The sequence below is a fragment of the Arthrobacter globiformis genome (assembly GCF_046536215.2).
GTDB classification, from domain to species: domain Bacteria; phylum Actinomycetota; class Actinomycetes; order Actinomycetales; family Micrococcaceae; genus Arthrobacter; species Arthrobacter globiformis_E.
The window spans coordinates 992,175-1,008,150 of sequence record NZ_CM143421.1; the positions used below are offsets into that span (position 1 = coordinate 992,175).

The following is a 15,976-nucleotide window of genomic DNA, read 5'->3' on the forward strand; positions in this document are numbered from 1 at the left end:
GCAAACAAGTGTCCGTGCGTTAAACTTGGGAAACCGAGGACGAGGACAGGTGGCGTAAATGGTGGCAACGGCGGAACGTGGTACTGCGCAGGCCATCCGCGAGGAAGCGGCAAAGCTGTTTTTCGAGCGTGGGTATGACGGGACCAGCCTGCGGCAGGTGGCCTCTGCCGTCGGCATCATGGTGGGCAGCCTCTACAACCACATCGACAGCAAGGAACACCTGCTGCTGCAGATCATGGGCGGCATCATCGATGACCTCATGGCCGATGCACGACAGGCGGTGGAGACTGACGGCGACGCCGTGGATAAGCTTCAGGCTTTACTGGGGGCGCATTTGCGGTTCCATGCCGAGCGGGCCCAGGAAGTCTTCATCGGCAACGCCGAACTCCGGTCACTCTCCGAGGATGCCCGGAAAGTCGTGATCGAAAAACGCCACGAATACGAACTGCTCCTGCAGCAACTGATCGAAGACGCCGGCAGGGCCGGCCTCGCCGAGGTCATCGACGCCAGGATCCACGTCTACAGCTTCGTCGCCCAGGCCACCCACATCGCCTCCTGGTTCAAACCCGGCGGACGCATGACCCTGGACGAAATCGTCGCCGTCTACACCAAACTGGCCCTGCGCGAACTCAACGTCGCTGACGCCGACGCAAGGGTCGACCAGCGCCGCTGACGGGTGCCTACGGCAAGGGGCGGATTCTGGAGTCGCCGTTGCGGATCCACTCCAGAAACATCCGGCGGCTGATCTTGCCCCGGCCGGTCGAGGGCAGCTCATCCAGGAGGTAGTAGCGCAGTGGCTTCCTGTCCCGGGTCATGACTTCGTCCAGCCCCGTACTGAGCCAGGTCGCGGTGAGGCCTCCGCAGGAGGGAACAATTCCTGCCACGATCCGGCTGCCCCGCAGATCGTCCGGCATGCCGGCGGCGACGGCGCTTTCCACGCCGGGAATCGATGCCAGGGCCAGTTCCACTTCGTGCGGGTAAACGTTTTTGCCTGCGGTAATGATCATGTCTGAACTTCGGCCGAGGATATGGAGGCTGGAGCCGTGGAGGTACCCCCGGTCACCCACGGTGTAGTGGTCGCCGAGGAGGCGGAAGGCGTTGCCGTCATCGCCCCAGACGTAACCCTGGCACACCATAGGGCTTTTGATGCTGATATTTCCGGGGTCCCGTCCGGCACGGGGGTCCCCTCATCGTCGAGGATCTGCACCTGTACCCCGGGGAAAGGGGACCCAATGGCGGTCCCCGCGGCGTCGAGCGTCGTCCCTGGGGCAAGGCCGCGGCCGGACACGAAGCTGAGTTCGGCAGCACCGTAGTACTCGAACATGGTCGCGTTGGGCGCCCAGCGCCGCGCGGCGGCCAGGGTTCGGGCGTCGAGTTTTGATCCGGCACAGATGATGGTGCGGATGGCGGAGCCATCGACGCCACCGGCCAGGCCGCGCTCACTGAGAAGCCGGAGCAGGGTGGGGACAAGAACCAGTCGTGTGATGCCATGGTGCCCGATGACCTCGTGCGCAGCGGCGATGTCGAACTTTCCCAGGGTGTGAAATTCGGTGCCGGCGTACAGGCACTCGGACAGGGCGTAGAGGTTCAGGCTTGCTGAGAGCGGGCCGGGGGCAAAAGTGATGTCGTCGGGCCTGAGATCGAAGAACCGCAGGGAAGCTTCAAAGGAGGCTTCCCAGGACCGGCGTGACCGGGTGAAGGCCTTTGGTGTTGACGTGGTGCCGGCGGTGTAGCCAATGAGGAAAGCGGAGTCCGGGTCCCCGTCATCCAGTACCGTGCCTTCGGCCCTGGACGGCGGGGGAAGCCTGCGGATGATCTCTTCCCGTGTTTGAGCCGTCCATTCCGGGTCGAGAACGGCAACCTGCCGTCCCCTGGCGACGCCGGCGCAGTACATGGCCGCGAACCGGACCGAGTTCGGTGCGGACAGGACGGAGGTTTCGGGGGTGTCGGGGAGCAGTTGCTCGGCGGCTGTCTGCAGTTCCGCCCAGGTGAGTCCCCTGCCGTCCACAGCGACGGCTGTGCCGTCGGGACGCTGTTCTGCCCATGTCCGGAGTCTGTTCAGGAAAGGCATCGGCGGTGATCTGTTCTCATCGTGGAACGGCGGGCCGGCCGCATCGCTGCTGGCCGGCCCGCCGCCTGTTCACATTGTTGGCTCTGGTGTTTGGACCAGGCCTAGGCGTTGGAGGGAACCTCAGCTTCGGCGTTCTGGTTCCGCTTCATGAGCGCGGTGCGGCGGACAACGCAGACCACCTCGCCGTGCTGGTTGTAGCCGCGGTGTTCGATGCCGACAATCCCGGTCTCCGGCCTGGAATTGGAGACGCGCTTGTCCAGCGCCTCGGTCTCCACCCGCAGCGTGTCGCCGAAGAAGACGGGCTTGGGGAATTCAATGTCCCGGAATCCGAGGTTTCCCAGGGTGGTCCCGAGCGTCGTGTCCTGGACGGGAATTCCCGTCACGAGTCCCAGGGTGAAGATGCTGTTGACGATCTGCTTGCCGTACATGCTCTGTGCCGAGAATTCGGCGTCTAGGTGCAGGGGCTGGACGTTCATGGTCAGCGCCGTGATGAGCAGGTTGTCCGTCTCGGTGACGGTCCGCGTGACTTCGTGGCGGATCACTTCGCCTACCTGGAAGTCTTCGTAATACATTCCGGCCATGGTGTGTCTCCTGTTGGTGTGGGCCTGGCGGCTTTATTGGTTCTTAGTTGTTGCCGGCGAAAGCAAGTGCCTGGCGGGCGTGGTTGGCATGGGCAAGGTCGATGTGGTCTCCGCGGTAGGAGACGGCGCCGTGCCCGCGGCTCTCGCCTTCGTCGAAGGCCTCGACGAGTCCCTGGTAGTAATCGCGCATTGCCGGGGACAGGCCGTAGGACTCGTTGGCGACCGGGGCGTGGGTGGGATGGATCAGCACCTGGCCGGTGTAGCCGAGGCCGTGGTTGGCCGCGGCGAAGCGGCGGAGCCCGTCCAAATTGCTGACCTCCTGCCAGAGGCCAAGGACGATGCTGCGCAGACCTGCTGCCCGGGCTGCCAGCACGACCTTGCTGCGCAGGTAGAGCGTCTCTGTTCCTTCTGCGGTCCAGCTGAAGCCCACTTCGCGGGAAACGTCCGCGTCTTTGGCTGCGGCCGCCATCACTCCGCCGACCCTGGGCCCGGCGAGGATCTCGTCGACCTTGCTGATGGATGCCGCCGTTTCCAGGGACGGAATCAGCTCCACCGCTCCCCTGGATATCCCCTGGGTAATTTCGGCGGCGGTGACAAGGGCGTCGAAGCGGACCACGTCATCGCGTGAGAACAGCTTGGGCAGCAGGAAACCGGTCAGGTTCCCATGCGTGGTCTCTGCGATGTCGGCGCCGAAGTGAACGGTGTCGAGGGCATTGGGACGGATCAGGACGCCCTTGTCCCCGGTGTGGCCGCTGAGGGCGTCGCGGGCGTTGGCCCGGGCCAGTGCCTTGTCCGCCTCCGGGACGGAGTCCTCCAAGTCGATAATGATGGCGTCAGCCTCGGAGGCCAGGGCCTTGTCGATCCAGCTTCGCTTGTGGCCGGGAACGAAAAGGAGTGAACGGTAGGGTTTCATCAGTTGGCCCCTTCCAGGACGAGCTGGGTGAGCAGGGTCCCGGCTGCCATCGAGTCGCCGACCCCGGCGTGAATGGGACCGACGATGCCGGCGGCGGGCGCCTGAATCGGGTTCTCCATCTTCATTGCTTCCAGGACGAAGAGGACGTCCCCGGTGGTGACGGCCTGGCCTTCTTCGACGTTGACCTTGATGATGGTTCCCTGCATGGGTGCCTTGACGCTGCCGTCGCTGGCTTTGCCCTTGCCGCGGGCCCTTGTGCTTCGCGCGCGCTGGCCGCCGGCTGCTGTTTCCTCCATGGGTGCAGCAGCGATGGCGGCTCCGGTGCCGGTGGTTGCGCCGGGGCGGTCGGAGAACTGCGGAATGATGTAGAAGCGTCCGCCGACTTCGACCTCGTTGCGGGCCAGGGGTTCGTCTTCGGGTTCGTCCGAGAAGTCGACGGTTTCTTCGAGCCAGCGGGTGGTGAAACGGGCTGACTGGAAGTCCTCGTGGCGCACGACCTGCAGGGAGGCAGGGACGGTGGTGGGAACACCACGGACGACGAGCCGTTCAAGGCCATCTTCGAGCCTGGCCAGGGCCGTTTCGCGGTCCGGTCCGTAGGCGATGAGTTTACCGATGAGGCTGTCGTAGAACGGAAGGACTTCATCCCCGCTTTGGTAGCCGGCGTCGAAGCGGAGGCCTTCGCCTTCGGGTGCCGTGAGTTCCTCGATGAGGCCGGGCGCCGGAAGGAAGCGGCCCCCGGCCACGTCTTCGGCGTTGATGCGGGCTTCGATGGCCGCTCCGTGCGGCGTCAGGCGGTCCCGGATGCTGAGTTCCTCCCCGGCTGCCACCCGGATCTGCTCGGCGATGAGGTCCACGCCGTGGACCATTTCGGTGACCGGGTGTTCCACCTGGATGCGGGTGTTCATTTCGAGGAAGTAGAAGTTTTCGCCCTCCACCAGGAATTCGACGGTCCCGGCACCGGCGTAGCCGACGTGCTGTGCGAGCCGGACGGCGGCCGCACCCATGGAGGCCCGCAGCTCCGGGGACAGGCCGGGGGCCGGCGACTCTTCGATCAGCTTCTGGTGGCGGCGCTGGACGGAGCAGTCCCTGTCGCCCACATAGACCGTGTTGCCGAGCTTGTCGGCGAAAACCTGGACTTCCACGTGCCGGGCACTGGTGAGGTAACGCTCCAGGTAGACCTCGCCATTGCCGAATGCCGCGGTCGCTTCGCGGACCGCGGCCGCGACGGCTTCCTCTGCCTGCGCTTCGGATTCGACCAGGCGCATGCCGCGCCCGCCGCCGCCGGCAGAGGCCTTCACCAGGATCGGATACCCGTGTGCGGAACCGAAATCGATGACGTCTCCGGCGCCGGTGATGGCGTTCTTGGAGCCTGGGGCGAGGGGCACCTCGGCGGCAATCGCCACAGCCCTGGCGGCAACTTTCTCGCCCATGGTTGAAATAGCGTCCGGGCTCGGTCCGATGAACGCGAGCCCGGCATCCACGACGGCCTGGGCGAAGGCGGCGTTCTCGGAGAGGAAGCCGTATCCGGGATGAATTGCCTCGGCGCCGCTTTCACAGGCAGCGGCAATGATGCGGTCGATGTTCAGGTAGTTTTCGCTCGCCGGGCCGGGGCCAAGATCCACAGCCTGGTCCGCTTCGCGGACATGCAGGGAAGCCGAATCGGCTTCGGAGTGAACGGCTACTGACTGGATGCCCAGGGACCGGCAGCTGCGAATAACGCGGACAGCGATTTCGCCCCGGTTGGCGATCAGGATTTTGCTAAACATGGTGGTTCCTTGTCATGAGTAAGAAAGAAGTCGGCAGCGGCCGGTAATCAGCGGACGACGCAGCGGTTGGCGGTGGCACCGAGGGTGTTGATGCTGGTTTCGAGCACGGAATCCGCTTCGAGGAATTCCTTGGGGTTTCGTCCGTCCCCGACGCCGCCCGGGGTCCCGGTCAGGATGACGTCCCCTGGCCGCAGGGTGGTGATCGCCGAGATGTACTGAATGAGTGCCACGGGCCCGAAAACCAGTTCCGAGGTGCGGGAGTGCTGTTTGGTGTTGCCGTCCACGGCGCAGCTGATCTCGAGGTCGGGCTCGGGCCCCGTTTCATCGGTGGTGACCAGGTAGGGGCCCAGTGGTGTCGTCCGGTCAAAGGTCTTGCCTTGGAGCCATTCGGGGGTGCGGCGCTGGAAGTCGCGTGCCGACACATCGTTCGCCACAGCAAAACCGGCGATGGCGTTGCGTGCCGCGCTCTCGTCGGCGCGGCTGACGGCGGAGCCGATCACGACTGCCAGCTCGCCTTCCCAATCGACGCTGCCGGAACCGGGTGGAAGCACGATGTCGTCGTGGGCACCGATCAGCGAGTCTGCAAACTTGGCGAAGAGGGTGGGGTATTCGGGCAGGTCCCTTCCCATTTCCAGGATGTGGTCCCGGTAGTTCAAACCGACGCAGATGATCTTGCCGGGGTTGGTGACCACGGGGGCGAAAACGGCTTCCTCGACGCTGACGGGCGTCCCGGCGACGTGGCGGGACCACTCGGGGGATCCGGCCTGCAGCCAGGCTCCCACGTCGGCAAAGTCCAGCGGCATCAGTTTGCTGCCGTCGAGGGCAGCGGCGCGTGTTCCGTTCCCGGTGCGGATGGTTGCGATTTTCATGCGCTCCACCCCAGGTTCACTTTCAGCTGGCTCTTGACGAGCTTCCCAGCCGCCGATCGGGGCAGTTCCTCGGGTCGCATGAACACCATTTTCTTGGGGATCTTGTAGCCGGCGAGGTGCTGGCGAAGGAATCCGGAAAGTTCGGCCGCGTCGGTCTGGACTCCGTTGCGGAGTACGACGACGGCCCGGACTTCCTCGTCCCATTTGGGGTCCGGTACGCCGACCACGACGGCTTCCAGGACAGAGGGGTGAAGGTGCAGGACCTGCTCAATCTCGGCGGAGTACACGTTCTCGCCGCCGGTTTTGATCATTTCCTTGAGCCGGTCGCGGAAGTAGAGGTAGCCGCGGTCATCGCGGGTGGCAAGGTCACCGGTGTGCAGCCATCCTCCGCGCAGGGCCTCAGCCGTCGCATCGGGTCGCCCGTAGTATCCGGTCATGACGCCCGGTCCCCGTACGCAGATCTCCCCCAGTTCCCCGGCGGGCACTTCCTGCCCATCCGGGTCCTGCAGCTGGGCCTCGACCAGGAGGTATTCGGTTCCGATGGATCCGTCCACCGCGGGGTCAAGCATGTCGGCAGGCTTGAGGCGGCTGACCATGGGTCCTGCTTCGGTCAGGCCGTAGCGGAAGTAAAGGTCGGCCCCGGGAAGCATCTGGGTGAAGAGCTCCTTGTCCGGCATCCGGAGCAGGCCTGCACCGGTGTGGACGCTTTTGAGGTTTTTCCGGATCGCCGGGTCCTGGAGCACGCCGCGGTCCATGAGCCGGCGCATCATGTTGGGGATCATGAACGTATTGGTGATCCGTTCCCGGCCCACCAGATCCACCACAGACTCGTCGCTGAACTTTTCCGCGATGACGCTCGTGGCTCCGGCGATGAAATGCGGGACAAGCCAGCACAACAGGGCCGCGGAGTGGAACAGGGGCGTGACGATCAGTCCGCGTTCATCGGGCCGGCTGCCGACGCCGCAGTCGTACATCTCGTTGATGGCGTTTGCCAAGGCCGACCTGTGGGACAGAACGACGCCCTTGGGGGTGCCCGTGCTTCCGCCCGTGTAGATGATGCACAGCGGCGACTCGGGTGTTGCGGTGTCTTCTGCCGGGCCGGTCCCGACGCGGAGGGCATCGATTTCGGCGCCTTGCCGGACGACGAGCGGCAGGTGTTGTCCGCTTTCGGCGATGATGTCCAGGGCCTGCTCAAGCAACGGCAACTGGGCCTCTTCCACCAAAATGACCTTGGCTTCTGTCTCCCGGATACCGGCTGCAAGTTCAGCCGGGGCCCACCGCCAGTTGTAGGCGATGTACACGCCGCCCGCGGCCGCTACCCCGAGGAACGCTTCGGCGTTGAACACCGAGTTGCCGGCCAGGACACCTACCCCTGACCCCGGGCCGACTCCGGAACCACGCAGTCCCCTGGCCAGTTGCCAGGCCCTCTCCGCGGCTTCGCCAAACGTGACTCTGCCGTCCACGCCGACGAACGCTTCCCGTGCAGGGTTGCGCCGGCTGTTCAGGCGAATCCAGTCTCCAATAGTTCGCATCGTTGCCTCTCTGGAACGAAATTCAGCTGCCAGAAGCTACCCGCGCTGGCGGCTCCTGCAATACGAACAAGCGTACGTCCGAAGGCGGGAATGTGCAACGCTCCACACCGACGGGGTTCCCTCAGTCCGGGACGTGGAGTGTGTCCGGGACCGCGGGGATGTTCAGTTCGCGCAGGGCCAGTTGGGTGTAGACGTCGACGATTTCGTCCAGGGTCATGCGCCCGCCGGGTTTGAACCAGGAGGCGATGTGGGTGGCCTGGGCGACGAAGCTGTAGACGTGGATCCTGGCGTCGATGACCTCGGCGAGGCCGGCCCTGCCGGCGTCTTCGATCAGTTCCTGCAGGAGCAGTTCGTATTCGTGGCGTTTTTCGATCACGACTTTCCGGGCATCCTCGGAGAGTGACCGGAGTTCGGCGTTGCCGATGAAGACTTCCTGGGCCCGTTCGGCGTGGAACCGCAAATGCGCGGCCAGGGCGGCCCGAAGCCTGTCCACGGCGTCGCCGTCCGTCTGGACCGCGCGCCGGATGGAGCCCATGAGGTCATCCATGATCCCGCCCATGATCTGCAGCAGCAGATGTTCCTTGCTGTCGATGTGGTTATAGAGGCTGCCCACCTTGAGCCCCGAGGCAGCCGCCACCTGGCGAAGGCTCGTCGCGTCATAGCCCCGCTCAAAAAACAGCTTGGCCGCCTCAGTGCGGATGACATCAGCACTGTTCCGTTCGATCAACACCGTCATTGCCTGCACCTTTCGTCGCGCGTCGTGTTCATTCCTGGACCTGCGCGCCCCTTTGGCGCCGGCCGGCCGGCCGGTTCACGTGTTGACTTTCGCGCCGCAAACTCGTTCACTGAAAAGCAAACGTACGAACGATCGTACTCCTTTTCATGCGAGGTGTGTCTTGTTCGATCAACTTTTCCAACCGCTGGTCCTTGGCGGGCAGACCCTTCCCAACCGCCTGGTGCTTCCGCCCCTGACGCGGAGCAGGGCCCAGGAGGATGGCGTGCCGACACCCCTCATGGTCGAGTATTACCGGCAGCGGGCGGGCGCCGGCCTGGTGATCAGCGAAGGGACCGTGGTTTCCCCGCAGGGTGCCTCGTACGCCCGCGTCCCGGGACTGTATTCGGCGGAGCAGGTCGCCGGCTGGCGCCCCGTAGTCGCATCCGCCAAGTCCCGCGGAGCGGCCGTCTACGCACAGCTGTGGCATGTCGGCCGCCAGGCCCACTCATCCGTCCAGCCGGACGGCACCACACCCTGGGCGCCGTCGCCCGTGGCCATCACCGGCTGGCAGTACCGCAGCCCCCACGGCCGTATCCCCTTTGAGGTCCCCCGGCAACTCACTGAAGAGGGCATCGCCGAGATCGTCGCCCAGTTCGCCACCGCCGCACGAAATGCCGTGGCCGCCGGTTTTGACGGCGTCGAACTTCATGCCGCAAACGGTTACCTGTTCGACCAGTTCCTGAACTCCAGTGCCAACCGGCGTTCGGACCGCTACGGCGGGTCCACGGAGAACCGCCTGCGGTTCCTCCATGAGGTCATCGACGCCGTCAGTGCAGTCATTCCCGCCAGCAGGATAGGCGTGCGCATTTCACCCTCCTCGACCTGGATGGACGTGTTCGATCCGGACAAGCGGGGCCTTTACTCGGCCCTGGTGCGCGGCGTCAGCGACCGGGGACTGGCCTACCTCCACCTCGTCGAACCCGGCATCGCCGGTTCCCTTGACGCCAGCCCCGATGCCGACACGATTGAAAGCGCTGAACTGGGCGGGCTCTTCGACGGGCCGGTCATCGTCACGGGGGGCCATACCCCCGACACTGCGGCGGCGGTGGTCAGTGCGGGCGAGGCCGATCTTGTCGGTTTCGGGCGCCTCTTCATCGCCAATCCGGACCTCCCCCGCAGGATCAGGACCGGCGCGGAACTCGCCGGCCTCCGCCAGGAAGGCCTCTACGGCGGGGGTCCTGCAGGCTACACCGACTACCCCGAACTGCAGTCTTCGAATTGAGACCCGGACGATAAAGGAGCCAGAACATGGCGGAGCAACACACAAACGACCCCGTGGCCGCCCCGCGGGGACTGAACGTGGTGGTCACCGGAGCCGCGGGCGGCATGTGCCGCGGAATCAACAAGCGACTCGGCAGGGCCGGACACACGCTGCTGTGTGTCGACCTGGACCTCGAGCGCTGTCAGGCCGCAGTTGAGGAGCTGCGTTCCGAAGGGATAACAGCGCACGCCTTCGCAGCCGACGTTACCCGGCCCGAAGACGTCGCGCGCCTTCGCGCCGACGTCAAGGACCGGGTGGGCGACGTTCATGCCCTCATCAATGCGGCAGGAATCCTGGACCGCAAGATGCTTCTGGATCACGACGTGGATTCCTTCTCGCGCGCGATCAACATCAATCTGGTGGGTCCTTTTGCCCTGATCAGGGCCTTCGCGGAGGACCTCATCGCAGCAAACTGGGGCCGGATCGTCAATGTTTCTTCCATCGCAGGAACGACCGGGTATCCCTATCCCAGCTACGCAGCTTCCAAGGCCGGCCTCTCAAATCTCACACGCTCGTTGCTCGTGGATTTCTGGGGCACCGGGATCACCGTCAACTCGATCTGCCCGGGCGTCGTGGACACTCCGATGGTTATCCAGGAAGTGCGCGACCAGGTCCCCAACAAAGTGCCAACAGGACGTATCGTGGACCCGGACGAGGTCGGTGCCGCCATCGCCTTCCTCCTGACCGATGATGCACGAAGCATCAACGGAGCAGACCTCGTCATTGACGGCGGAGCGACCCAGGTCTTCCGGCTCTTCGAACCGGCCCGGGGCTGACCTCGTGGAAATCACGGGGACGGTCCAGCGCCAGGCATGGCTGAAGAAGGTCATGCCGCCGGTTGAGTGTCTGTCAGAGGGCCTGTGGTCGGTGCCGGTGGCATTTCCCGGCAATCCGATGCGCTACACCCTCGCCTACGTTCTTACCGCCGGAGCGGAGTGCCTCGTCATCGACCCCGGCTTTGACAGCCCTCAGGGCCGGCTGGATCTCCAGGCCGGCCTTCGGACCGCCGGACTCGGCATCCGCGACGTCACCGGCATCCTGGCAACGCACTTTCATACCGACCATCTGGGCATGGCCGGCTGGCTCAGTTTCCAGTCCGGCGCATGGGTCGCCTTGGGCAGCGCGGAAAAGCGATACATCTCCGCGTTCGACGATCCCTTAGACGAAAGCGCGGCCGACCGCGCCAGGATGCGCACATGGGGCGTGCCGGAAGAGCGCATCAGCGAGGCAGCGATGAGTGTTGACGGCCTGATGCACCTGAGGCAGCTGGCCGACGCTGACCTGAGGCTGGGCAGCGGGGACACCATTCCCCTGCCCGGATTCGAGAGGCTCACCGTGGTGGAAACGCCGGGCCACACACCCGGACACATCTGCCTCCGGGATGCCGGCCGCGAGGTCTTCATCAGCGGCGACCACGTCCTTCCGCGCATCTCCCCGAACGTGTCCCTGGAAATCCGTGGCGACGCCGATCCCTTGCGCAGCTGCCTGGAGTCCCTTGACCGGCTCGACGCAGACACCCATTTCGAGGTGCTTCCTGCCCATGAATACCGGTTCAGGGGCCTCCGGGACCGGGTCCGGCAGCTGAAGGCCGTGGCGCTGGAGCGCTCGGAAGAAGTGGTGCAGGAACTCACCGGGCAGAAGAATCCCACGGTGTGGACCATAGCCGCCAGGCTGAGCTGGTCACGTGGGTTCGCCTCACTGTCGAACCTGCAGTTGCGCCTGGCCCTGAGCGAAACCGCCGCGCACCTGCAGTACCTGCGGACATCGGGCTACCGGCACGATATCGAGGGCCTTCCGGAAGCGGCCCCCCTCATCCGCAGCTGAAGGCATTTCATGGCAAAAGGGCCGGAACCCCGCGGGGGGTCCGGCCCTTTCCTTGCTTCACGGCATTCCTGCGGGAGCGCCGCTCCCCTGCCGCCAACGGCCTGATGGCCGGGCCCGGGTGCGGGAGCGAAGGCCTCACAGTCCGCCGCCCTCCTTGGCCGGAAGAAACCCCAACGGCGACACACTCGGCGCAGCGGGAGGATGCCATAACGTCAAAAGGGCCGGACCCTGTGAGCAGTTCACAGCCGGTCCGGCCCCTCTGGGGTTCCTAGGAGGTGAGGTCGATTTCCCTTTCCTCTGCCAGGAACCAGCGCATGTCGGCGAGGAATTCGTGCTCGTGCTCGAAGAGGAGTTTTGCTTCCTCCCCTGCATAGGCGGTCTTCACGTCAGCGACGCTGTCGAACCAGAGTTCAGCCATGCCATGGAAGGGCCACTGCTTCGGGTGCTCGATGGCAGGGTTTTGCCGGTAGCGGCGCAATCCGGGCAGCTTGCGGACAAGTACCGGGTGCTCGACGTTCCACTTGTGGAGGAATTCGTCCCGGCTCAGCCCTTCTTTGGCGGTGAGGACAGCAACAACCTTGATCATGGGTAAGTCCCGTTATGCCGGGGTCACGGCCTGGCGGCGCTCGACGGGGACGGCTTTGCGCCGGCCGTAGAGATCCAGGCGGACCATCAGATCCCCCCGCAGTTCGTTGGCGGGCACAACGGCTTCCACGGCGTTGGCATTGGCGATCTTGAAGACGTCGATCCCTTCGGCGTACTCGTTGTGCTTCTCCATGATGAACTTCTGGCGTTCCTGGGGATCCTCGATCTCGTGGATCTGGTTGTAGTAGATGCCGTTGACCGCTGCATCCGGTCCCATGAGGGCCGGGCGGGCGGTGGGAAGGGCGATCACCGCGTCAGGATTCATGGGGGCGCCGGACATGGCCAGGTAGCCGCCGCCGTAGGCCTTCCGGACCAGCACGGTGATGCGGGGGACCCTGCATTCCGAGACGGCAAAGATCATCTTGGCGCCGTGCCGGATGATGCCCTGGCGCTCCACGGCAGAACCGATCATGTACCCGGCGATGTCCACCAGGAAGATAATCGGGATGTTGTAGGCGTTGCAGATCCAGATGAACCGTGCTGCCTTGTCGGAGGAATCGGGGAAGATCGACCCGCCCATGTGCTTGGGCTGATTGCCGACGAGTCCGACAGGCCGGCCACCGATCCGGGCGAACCCGGTCAGCATTTCGGGGGCGAAGAGCTCCTTGTACGGAAACCAGCTCCCTTCATCGACCAGGGATTCGACGAACTCTTCCATGTCGAACACCTCGGCCTCGCGCAGCGGAACAATCTCTTCCAGCGTGCGGCCGGGGCGCGGTTCCAGTGCGGGGCGACGGGGGCGGGCTGCTCCCAGCTGGCGGGCAGGAAGCTCAGCCACACGCGGATGGCGGCAATTGCTTCGGCGTCGTCTTCGACAAGGACATCGCCAAGGCCCGAGACCGTGCAGTGCATCTCGGCCCCGCCCATCTCCTCGAGCGTGACCTTTTCCCCCGTCACCATCTCCGCCAGCCGCGGGGAACCAAGGTAGGCCGTCGCGTGTCCGCGGACCATGATGGTCATGTCGCACAGCGCCGGAACATAAGCTGAGCCTGCCGGGGACGGGCCGAAAAGCGCGCACACCTGCGGCACCCGCCCTGAAATCTGGACCTGGTTGTAGAAGATGTTTCCCCAAGCGTGGCGGCCCGCGAAGCTCTCAAACTGCTCGTCGATGCGGGCCCCGGCAGAATCGAACAGGTAAACCAGCGGGATCCCGGCCGCGTTGGACTTCTCCTGCGCCGCTGTGATCTTCTCAAATGTCCTGTTTCCCCAGGTACCGGCCTTGACGCTGAAGTCGTTCGCGATCACGCAGACCTGACGGCCGTCGACGCGTCCGAAAGCGATGATGACGGCGTCGCCCGGCAGTCCGTCTTCGAAGCGGGCCAGCAGCCCGTCCTCAATGTATTCGTTGTCGTCAAACAGCAGGGCAAGACGTTCGCGGACCAGCAGCTTGCCGGACTCGACAATCTTCTTGCGGTTCTTCTCTGAACCGCCGATCTTCGCCTGCTCGAGCTTCTCCCGGAGAAGTTCGTGCACGGTGGGCGCCTCGGCTGCCGCCGTCGGCGCCTCGGCTTCCGTGATCGTGGTGGTGCTCATAAAGGCCTCCAGTTGAAAAGCAGATAAATACTTACGTCTAACCAGTATACGAACAAGCGCTCGCTCGTCTAGTCCCCCGACTGATTTCCCGGGCTCCGCGACAGGGTTTCCGTTCCTGAAAACGAAGGGAGGCCTGCCTGACGTGCATCAGGCAAGCCTCCCGCCAGCGGCCGTCAGGATCGGTAGTCGATCTCCAGGTCGGCGACATCCTGGTCAGCCAGGTTCACGACAATGTTGTCCGGAGTACGCGTCGTCATCCAGATCAGCTCCTCGGTCTTGCTGGCATTGCCTTCAATGTGGGGCATGAATGGCGGCACGAACACGAAATCGCCTTCCTCGAGGTAGACAATCTCGCTGTAACCCTCGCCGTAACGGATGAAACCGCGTCCCTTGAAGACATAGCCCCCGGTCTGCGCTTCCCCGTGGTGGTGCGGATCCGAAATTTCACCCGGGCCCGTGTAAACCTTTCCGAACCACAGCTTGTCTGCGGCACTGTTTTCCTTGCTCACACCCGAAATGCGCCGGGCATTCTGTGTCTGACCCGGGGCTGCCTGCAAATCGCCGGCACGGTGAACACGGAAGATGTCAGTGTTCCTGTTGATATCAAAAGCGACGTCTGTCATCGCTGGTCCTTTCAATGTGGCATCGGTGGCACGCTCGCGGATCGTCCAACCACGCAGGCGGACGCCCCTTTAGCAAGTATCCAGCCGAGGCCCACCCGGGTCAAGACAAACGTTTGTTCGCGCCGAATCTCCGCCATCTCCTTTCCGATCAGGCTGACCTTCGATGTACGAACAAACGCTTGTATTGACCCTGATTGTTTTCACGTGCAGAATCGACCTGCCGCCAACCAAAGGAGTTTGAGGATGCCCAAACGGATCACGTACTTGGAGAAACGCGACACGATGCCGCGCGAGGACTTCGCCGTCCACTGGTCTACCACGCATGCAGACATAGCGCGGGACCTGCCGGGAGTGACCGCCTACCGCCAGAACCACGTACGGCCGCTAGCGTCGCCTTCTCAGGCCGGCGCCTACGCCGTCGACGGCATCGTTGAACTTTGGTTCGGCGACGAGAGCGTGGTCCACGCCGCCTTCGATTCCGATGTCGCTCGGCGACTGGCCGCCGACGAACCAAACTTCCTCAGCGGGCTCACTGGCGGCCCGGTCTCGGCCGATGACCCCTACCAACCCTCACCACACAAGCTATGGCTGCTCGCGCGCTGGTGCAGCGACACATCCGCGGACCATGATGCGGTGACCGCATGGGCGAATCTCTTGGCGGCCGACTGGTCAGCAGCGCTCAACACGAGCGTCAATTTCCTGCAACCGGGTGCCCGGTTGCTGACGCGCAAAGTCCTGCGGTCCGAGTCACGAATTCCCCAAGTAGCGATTGCTTTCGGTTTTGCCGAAGGGCAGGCGGCGGCAGACGCAGCGGCGGCCATCGCAGACGACTTCGGCCAAATACACGGGGTGCTCGATGACATCTACGTATATCTCGCCGAGGAACGGGTAATCATCTGATGACGTGGGCCGATTTTGAGGACGCCAGGAATCTGAAAATCGACTATTTCCGCCACCTGGACGCAAAGCGCTGGGCCGACCTCAGACGCCTCTTCCACGACGACGCCGTGTTCGCGGGCTTCCCATTCGTGGCCGAGGACGCGGACGCGTTCGTCCAGGGTGTCGCCAGCTTCCTGCACGGGGTCGACTCGATCCATCTGGGCTTCATGCCCCGGATGACGGCAACCGCCGAAGACACGATCAGGGCAGTGTGGTCGATGCATGACTACCTGGTCTGGCCTAGGGACACCAGGGACTACCGCGGAGGCAAGGTCCCCGGACTCTACGGAATCCGGGGATACGGCACCTACGAGGAAGAATACCGACGGCTAAGTGGCCGGTGGCGAATTTCGGTCATGCGCCTCGTCCGGACACGTATTGACCTACTGACTGGGGAATCGGCACCTCTTCAAAACCAGGATTTTTTGGCGGCAGATCCCCTGTGGCTGTCATCCGGCTCACCGGCCTAACCGATAGCGGAAGCGCATTTCATGGTCCGCTCCCGATAGTTCTGACCAGATCGTAATGTCCATCACTGCACGGGCTCACGGACCGGCGGAACGGACTCTTGGTGCCCGGCTTGCCCAAAAGCTTGGCAGTACCCTTCACGTACGCCCGCACCTCGTCGGCCGTCAGCGGACCTC

The 15,976-nt window shown here is 64.2% G+C and carries 16 protein-coding genes and 1 pseudogene; 6 read left to right on the forward strand and 11 right to left on the reverse strand.

The window, feature by feature from the left end:
- Nucleotides 1-58: 58 nt before the first annotated feature.
- Nucleotides 59-673 carry a TetR/AcrR family transcriptional regulator gene (locus tag R5O87_RS04490; RefSeq protein ID WP_410557432.1) on the forward strand — a complete coding sequence of 205 codons (615 nt, stop codon included), beginning with the start codon at nucleotides 59-61 and terminating at the stop codon, nucleotides 671-673.
- Between the two features lie 7 nt (nucleotides 674-680).
- On the opposite strand, the pseudogene R5O87_RS04495 reads toward R5O87_RS04490, so the two are convergent.
- From R5O87_RS04495 to R5O87_RS04525, 7 genes and pseudogenes are all read right to left on the reverse strand, one after another.
- Nucleotides 681-2,071, reverse strand: a pseudogene (locus R5O87_RS04495) (class I adenylate-forming enzyme family protein).
- A 101-nt stretch (nucleotides 2,072-2,172) separates the two neighbouring features.
- Nucleotides 2,173-2,652: a MaoC family dehydratase gene (locus tag R5O87_RS04500; protein WP_410557434.1), complete on the reverse strand. Its 480-nt coding sequence runs from the start codon at nucleotides 2,650-2,652 to the stop codon at nucleotides 2,173-2,175.
- Between the two features lie 43 nt (nucleotides 2,653-2,695).
- On the reverse strand, nucleotides 2,696-3,565 hold the full coding sequence (locus R5O87_RS04505) for an HpcH/HpaI aldolase/citrate lyase family protein (RefSeq protein ID WP_410557435.1): 870 nt from the start codon (nucleotides 3,563-3,565) through the stop codon (nucleotides 2,696-2,698).
- On the reverse strand, nucleotides 3,565-5,331 hold the full coding sequence (locus tag R5O87_RS04510; protein ID WP_410557436.1) for an acetyl/propionyl/methylcrotonyl-CoA carboxylase subunit alpha: 1,767 nt from the start codon (nucleotides 5,329-5,331) through the stop codon (nucleotides 3,565-3,567). The genes R5O87_RS04505 and R5O87_RS04510 overlap by 1 nt, the downstream gene beginning before the upstream one ends.
- 47 nt (nucleotides 5,332-5,378) lie before the next feature.
- On the reverse strand, nucleotides 5,379-6,200 hold the full coding sequence (locus R5O87_RS04515) for a fumarylacetoacetate hydrolase family protein (protein WP_410557437.1): 822 nt from the start codon (nucleotides 6,198-6,200) through the stop codon (nucleotides 5,379-5,381).
- A complete protein-coding gene (locus R5O87_RS04520) occupies nucleotides 6,197-7,732 on the reverse strand; it encodes a class I adenylate-forming enzyme family protein (protein ID WP_410557438.1) in 1,536 nt (511 codons plus the stop codon). The genes R5O87_RS04515 and R5O87_RS04520 overlap by 4 nt, the downstream gene beginning before the upstream one ends.
- Nucleotides 7,733-7,853: 121 nt before the next feature.
- Nucleotides 7,854-8,468, reverse strand: a complete 615-nt coding sequence (locus tag R5O87_RS04525; RefSeq protein WP_410557439.1) for a TetR/AcrR family transcriptional regulator — start codon at nucleotides 8,466-8,468, stop codon at nucleotides 7,854-7,856.
- Between R5O87_RS04525 and R5O87_RS04530 the strand changes: the two genes are divergently transcribed.
- From R5O87_RS04530 to R5O87_RS04540, 3 genes are read left to right on the forward strand one after another with little or no spacing between them, the layout of a single operon-like run.
- Nucleotides 8,431-9,729: an alkene reductase gene (locus tag R5O87_RS04530; RefSeq protein ID WP_410557440.1), complete on the forward strand. Its 1,299-nt coding sequence runs from the start codon at nucleotides 8,431-8,433 to the stop codon at nucleotides 9,727-9,729. The genes R5O87_RS04525 and R5O87_RS04530 overlap by 38 nt on opposite strands.
- A 26-nt stretch (nucleotides 9,730-9,755) precedes the next feature.
- Complete coding sequence (locus tag R5O87_RS04535; RefSeq protein WP_410557441.1) at nucleotides 9,756-10,544, forward strand: SDR family NAD(P)-dependent oxidoreductase; 789 nt, start codon at nucleotides 9,756-9,758, stop codon at nucleotides 10,542-10,544.
- A 4-nt stretch (nucleotides 10,545-10,548) separates the two neighbouring features.
- Complete coding sequence (locus R5O87_RS04540; protein ID WP_410557442.1) at nucleotides 10,549-11,592, forward strand: MBL fold metallo-hydrolase; 1,044 nt, start codon at nucleotides 10,549-10,551, stop codon at nucleotides 11,590-11,592.
- 268 nt (nucleotides 11,593-11,860) lie between these two features.
- Here the strand turns inward: R5O87_RS04540 and R5O87_RS04545 are convergent, their stop codons facing one another.
- The 4 genes from R5O87_RS04545 to R5O87_RS04560 form a co-directional block, all read right to left on the reverse strand.
- On the reverse strand, nucleotides 11,861-12,178 hold the full coding sequence (locus R5O87_RS04545) for an EthD family reductase (protein WP_410557443.1): 318 nt from the start codon (nucleotides 12,176-12,178) through the stop codon (nucleotides 11,861-11,863).
- Nucleotides 12,179-12,190: 12 nt separating this feature from the next.
- Complete coding sequence (locus tag R5O87_RS04550) at nucleotides 12,191-12,895, reverse strand: carboxyl transferase domain-containing protein (protein ID WP_462836389.1); 705 nt, start codon at nucleotides 12,893-12,895, stop codon at nucleotides 12,191-12,193.
- Nucleotides 12,817-13,770, reverse strand: coding sequence for a carboxyl transferase domain-containing protein (locus R5O87_RS04555; RefSeq protein ID WP_462836390.1), 954 nt, complete (start codon nucleotides 13,768-13,770; stop codon nucleotides 12,817-12,819). The genes R5O87_RS04550 and R5O87_RS04555 overlap by 79 nt, the downstream gene beginning before the upstream one ends.
- Nucleotides 13,771-13,943: 173 nt before the next feature.
- Nucleotides 13,944-14,393, reverse strand: a complete 450-nt coding sequence (locus R5O87_RS04560; RefSeq protein ID WP_410557445.1) for a cupin domain-containing protein — start codon at nucleotides 14,391-14,393, stop codon at nucleotides 13,944-13,946.
- Nucleotides 14,394-14,636: 243 nt separating this feature from the next.
- On the opposite strand from R5O87_RS04560, the gene R5O87_RS04565 reads away from it, so the two are divergent.
- On the forward strand, nucleotides 14,637-15,293 hold the full coding sequence (locus R5O87_RS04565) for an EthD family reductase (protein WP_410557446.1): 657 nt from the start codon (nucleotides 14,637-14,639) through the stop codon (nucleotides 15,291-15,293).
- Complete coding sequence (locus R5O87_RS04570; protein WP_410557447.1) at nucleotides 15,293-15,802, forward strand: nuclear transport factor 2 family protein; 510 nt, start codon at nucleotides 15,293-15,295, stop codon at nucleotides 15,800-15,802. Before R5O87_RS04565 ends, R5O87_RS04570 begins: the two co-directional genes overlap by 1 nt.
- Nucleotides 15,803-15,976: the final 174 nt, after the last annotated feature.

What these genes read in the sequence shown, in the direction of transcription:
- R5O87_RS04550 (WP_462836389.1), bottom strand. Translation starts at nt 12,895, where the DNA reads ATGGAAGAGTTCGTCGAATCCCTGGTCGATGAAGGGAGCTGGTTTCCG.
- R5O87_RS04505 (WP_410557435.1), bottom strand. Translation starts at nt 3,565, where the DNA reads ATGAAACCCTACCGTTCACTCCTTTTCGTTCCCGGCCACAAGCGAAGC.
- R5O87_RS04525 (WP_410557439.1), bottom strand. Translation starts at nt 8,468, where the DNA reads ATGACGGTGTTGATCGAACGGAACAGTGCTGATGTCATCCGCACTGAG.
- R5O87_RS04535 (WP_410557441.1), top strand. Translation starts at nt 9,756, where the DNA reads ATGGCGGAGCAACACACAAACGACCCCGTGGCCGCCCCGCGGGGACTG.
- R5O87_RS04530 (WP_410557440.1), top strand. Translation starts at nt 8,431, where the DNA reads ATGACATCAGCACTGTTCCGTTCGATCAACACCGTCATTGCCTGCACC.
- R5O87_RS04560 (WP_410557445.1), bottom strand. Translation starts at nt 14,393, where the DNA reads ATGACAGACGTCGCTTTTGATATCAACAGGAACACTGACATCTTCCGT.
- R5O87_RS04545 (WP_410557443.1), bottom strand. Translation starts at nt 12,178, where the DNA reads ATGATCAAGGTTGTTGCTGTCCTCACCGCCAAAGAAGGGCTGAGCCGG.
- R5O87_RS04555 (WP_462836390.1), bottom strand. Translation starts at nt 13,770, where the DNA reads ATGAGCACCACCACGATCACGGAAGCCGAGGCGCCGACGGCGGCAGCC.
- R5O87_RS04520 (WP_410557438.1), bottom strand. Translation starts at nt 7,732, where the DNA reads ATGCGAACTATTGGAGACTGGATTCGCCTGAACAGCCGGCGCAACCCT.
- R5O87_RS04490 (WP_410557432.1), top strand. Translation starts at nt 59, where the DNA reads ATGGTGGCAACGGCGGAACGTGGTACTGCGCAGGCCATCCGCGAGGAA.
- R5O87_RS04565 (WP_410557446.1), top strand. Translation starts at nt 14,637, where the DNA reads ATGCCCAAACGGATCACGTACTTGGAGAAACGCGACACGATGCCGCGC.
- R5O87_RS04570 (WP_410557447.1), top strand. Translation starts at nt 15,293, where the DNA reads ATGACGTGGGCCGATTTTGAGGACGCCAGGAATCTGAAAATCGACTAT.
- R5O87_RS04515 (WP_410557437.1), bottom strand. Translation starts at nt 6,200, where the DNA reads ATGAAAATCGCAACCATCCGCACCGGGAACGGAACACGCGCCGCTGCC.
- R5O87_RS04500 (WP_410557434.1), bottom strand. Translation starts at nt 2,652, where the DNA reads ATGGCCGGAATGTATTACGAAGACTTCCAGGTAGGCGAAGTGATCCGC.
- R5O87_RS04510 (WP_410557436.1), bottom strand. Translation starts at nt 5,331, where the DNA reads ATGTTTAGCAAAATCCTGATCGCCAACCGGGGCGAAATCGCTGTCCGC.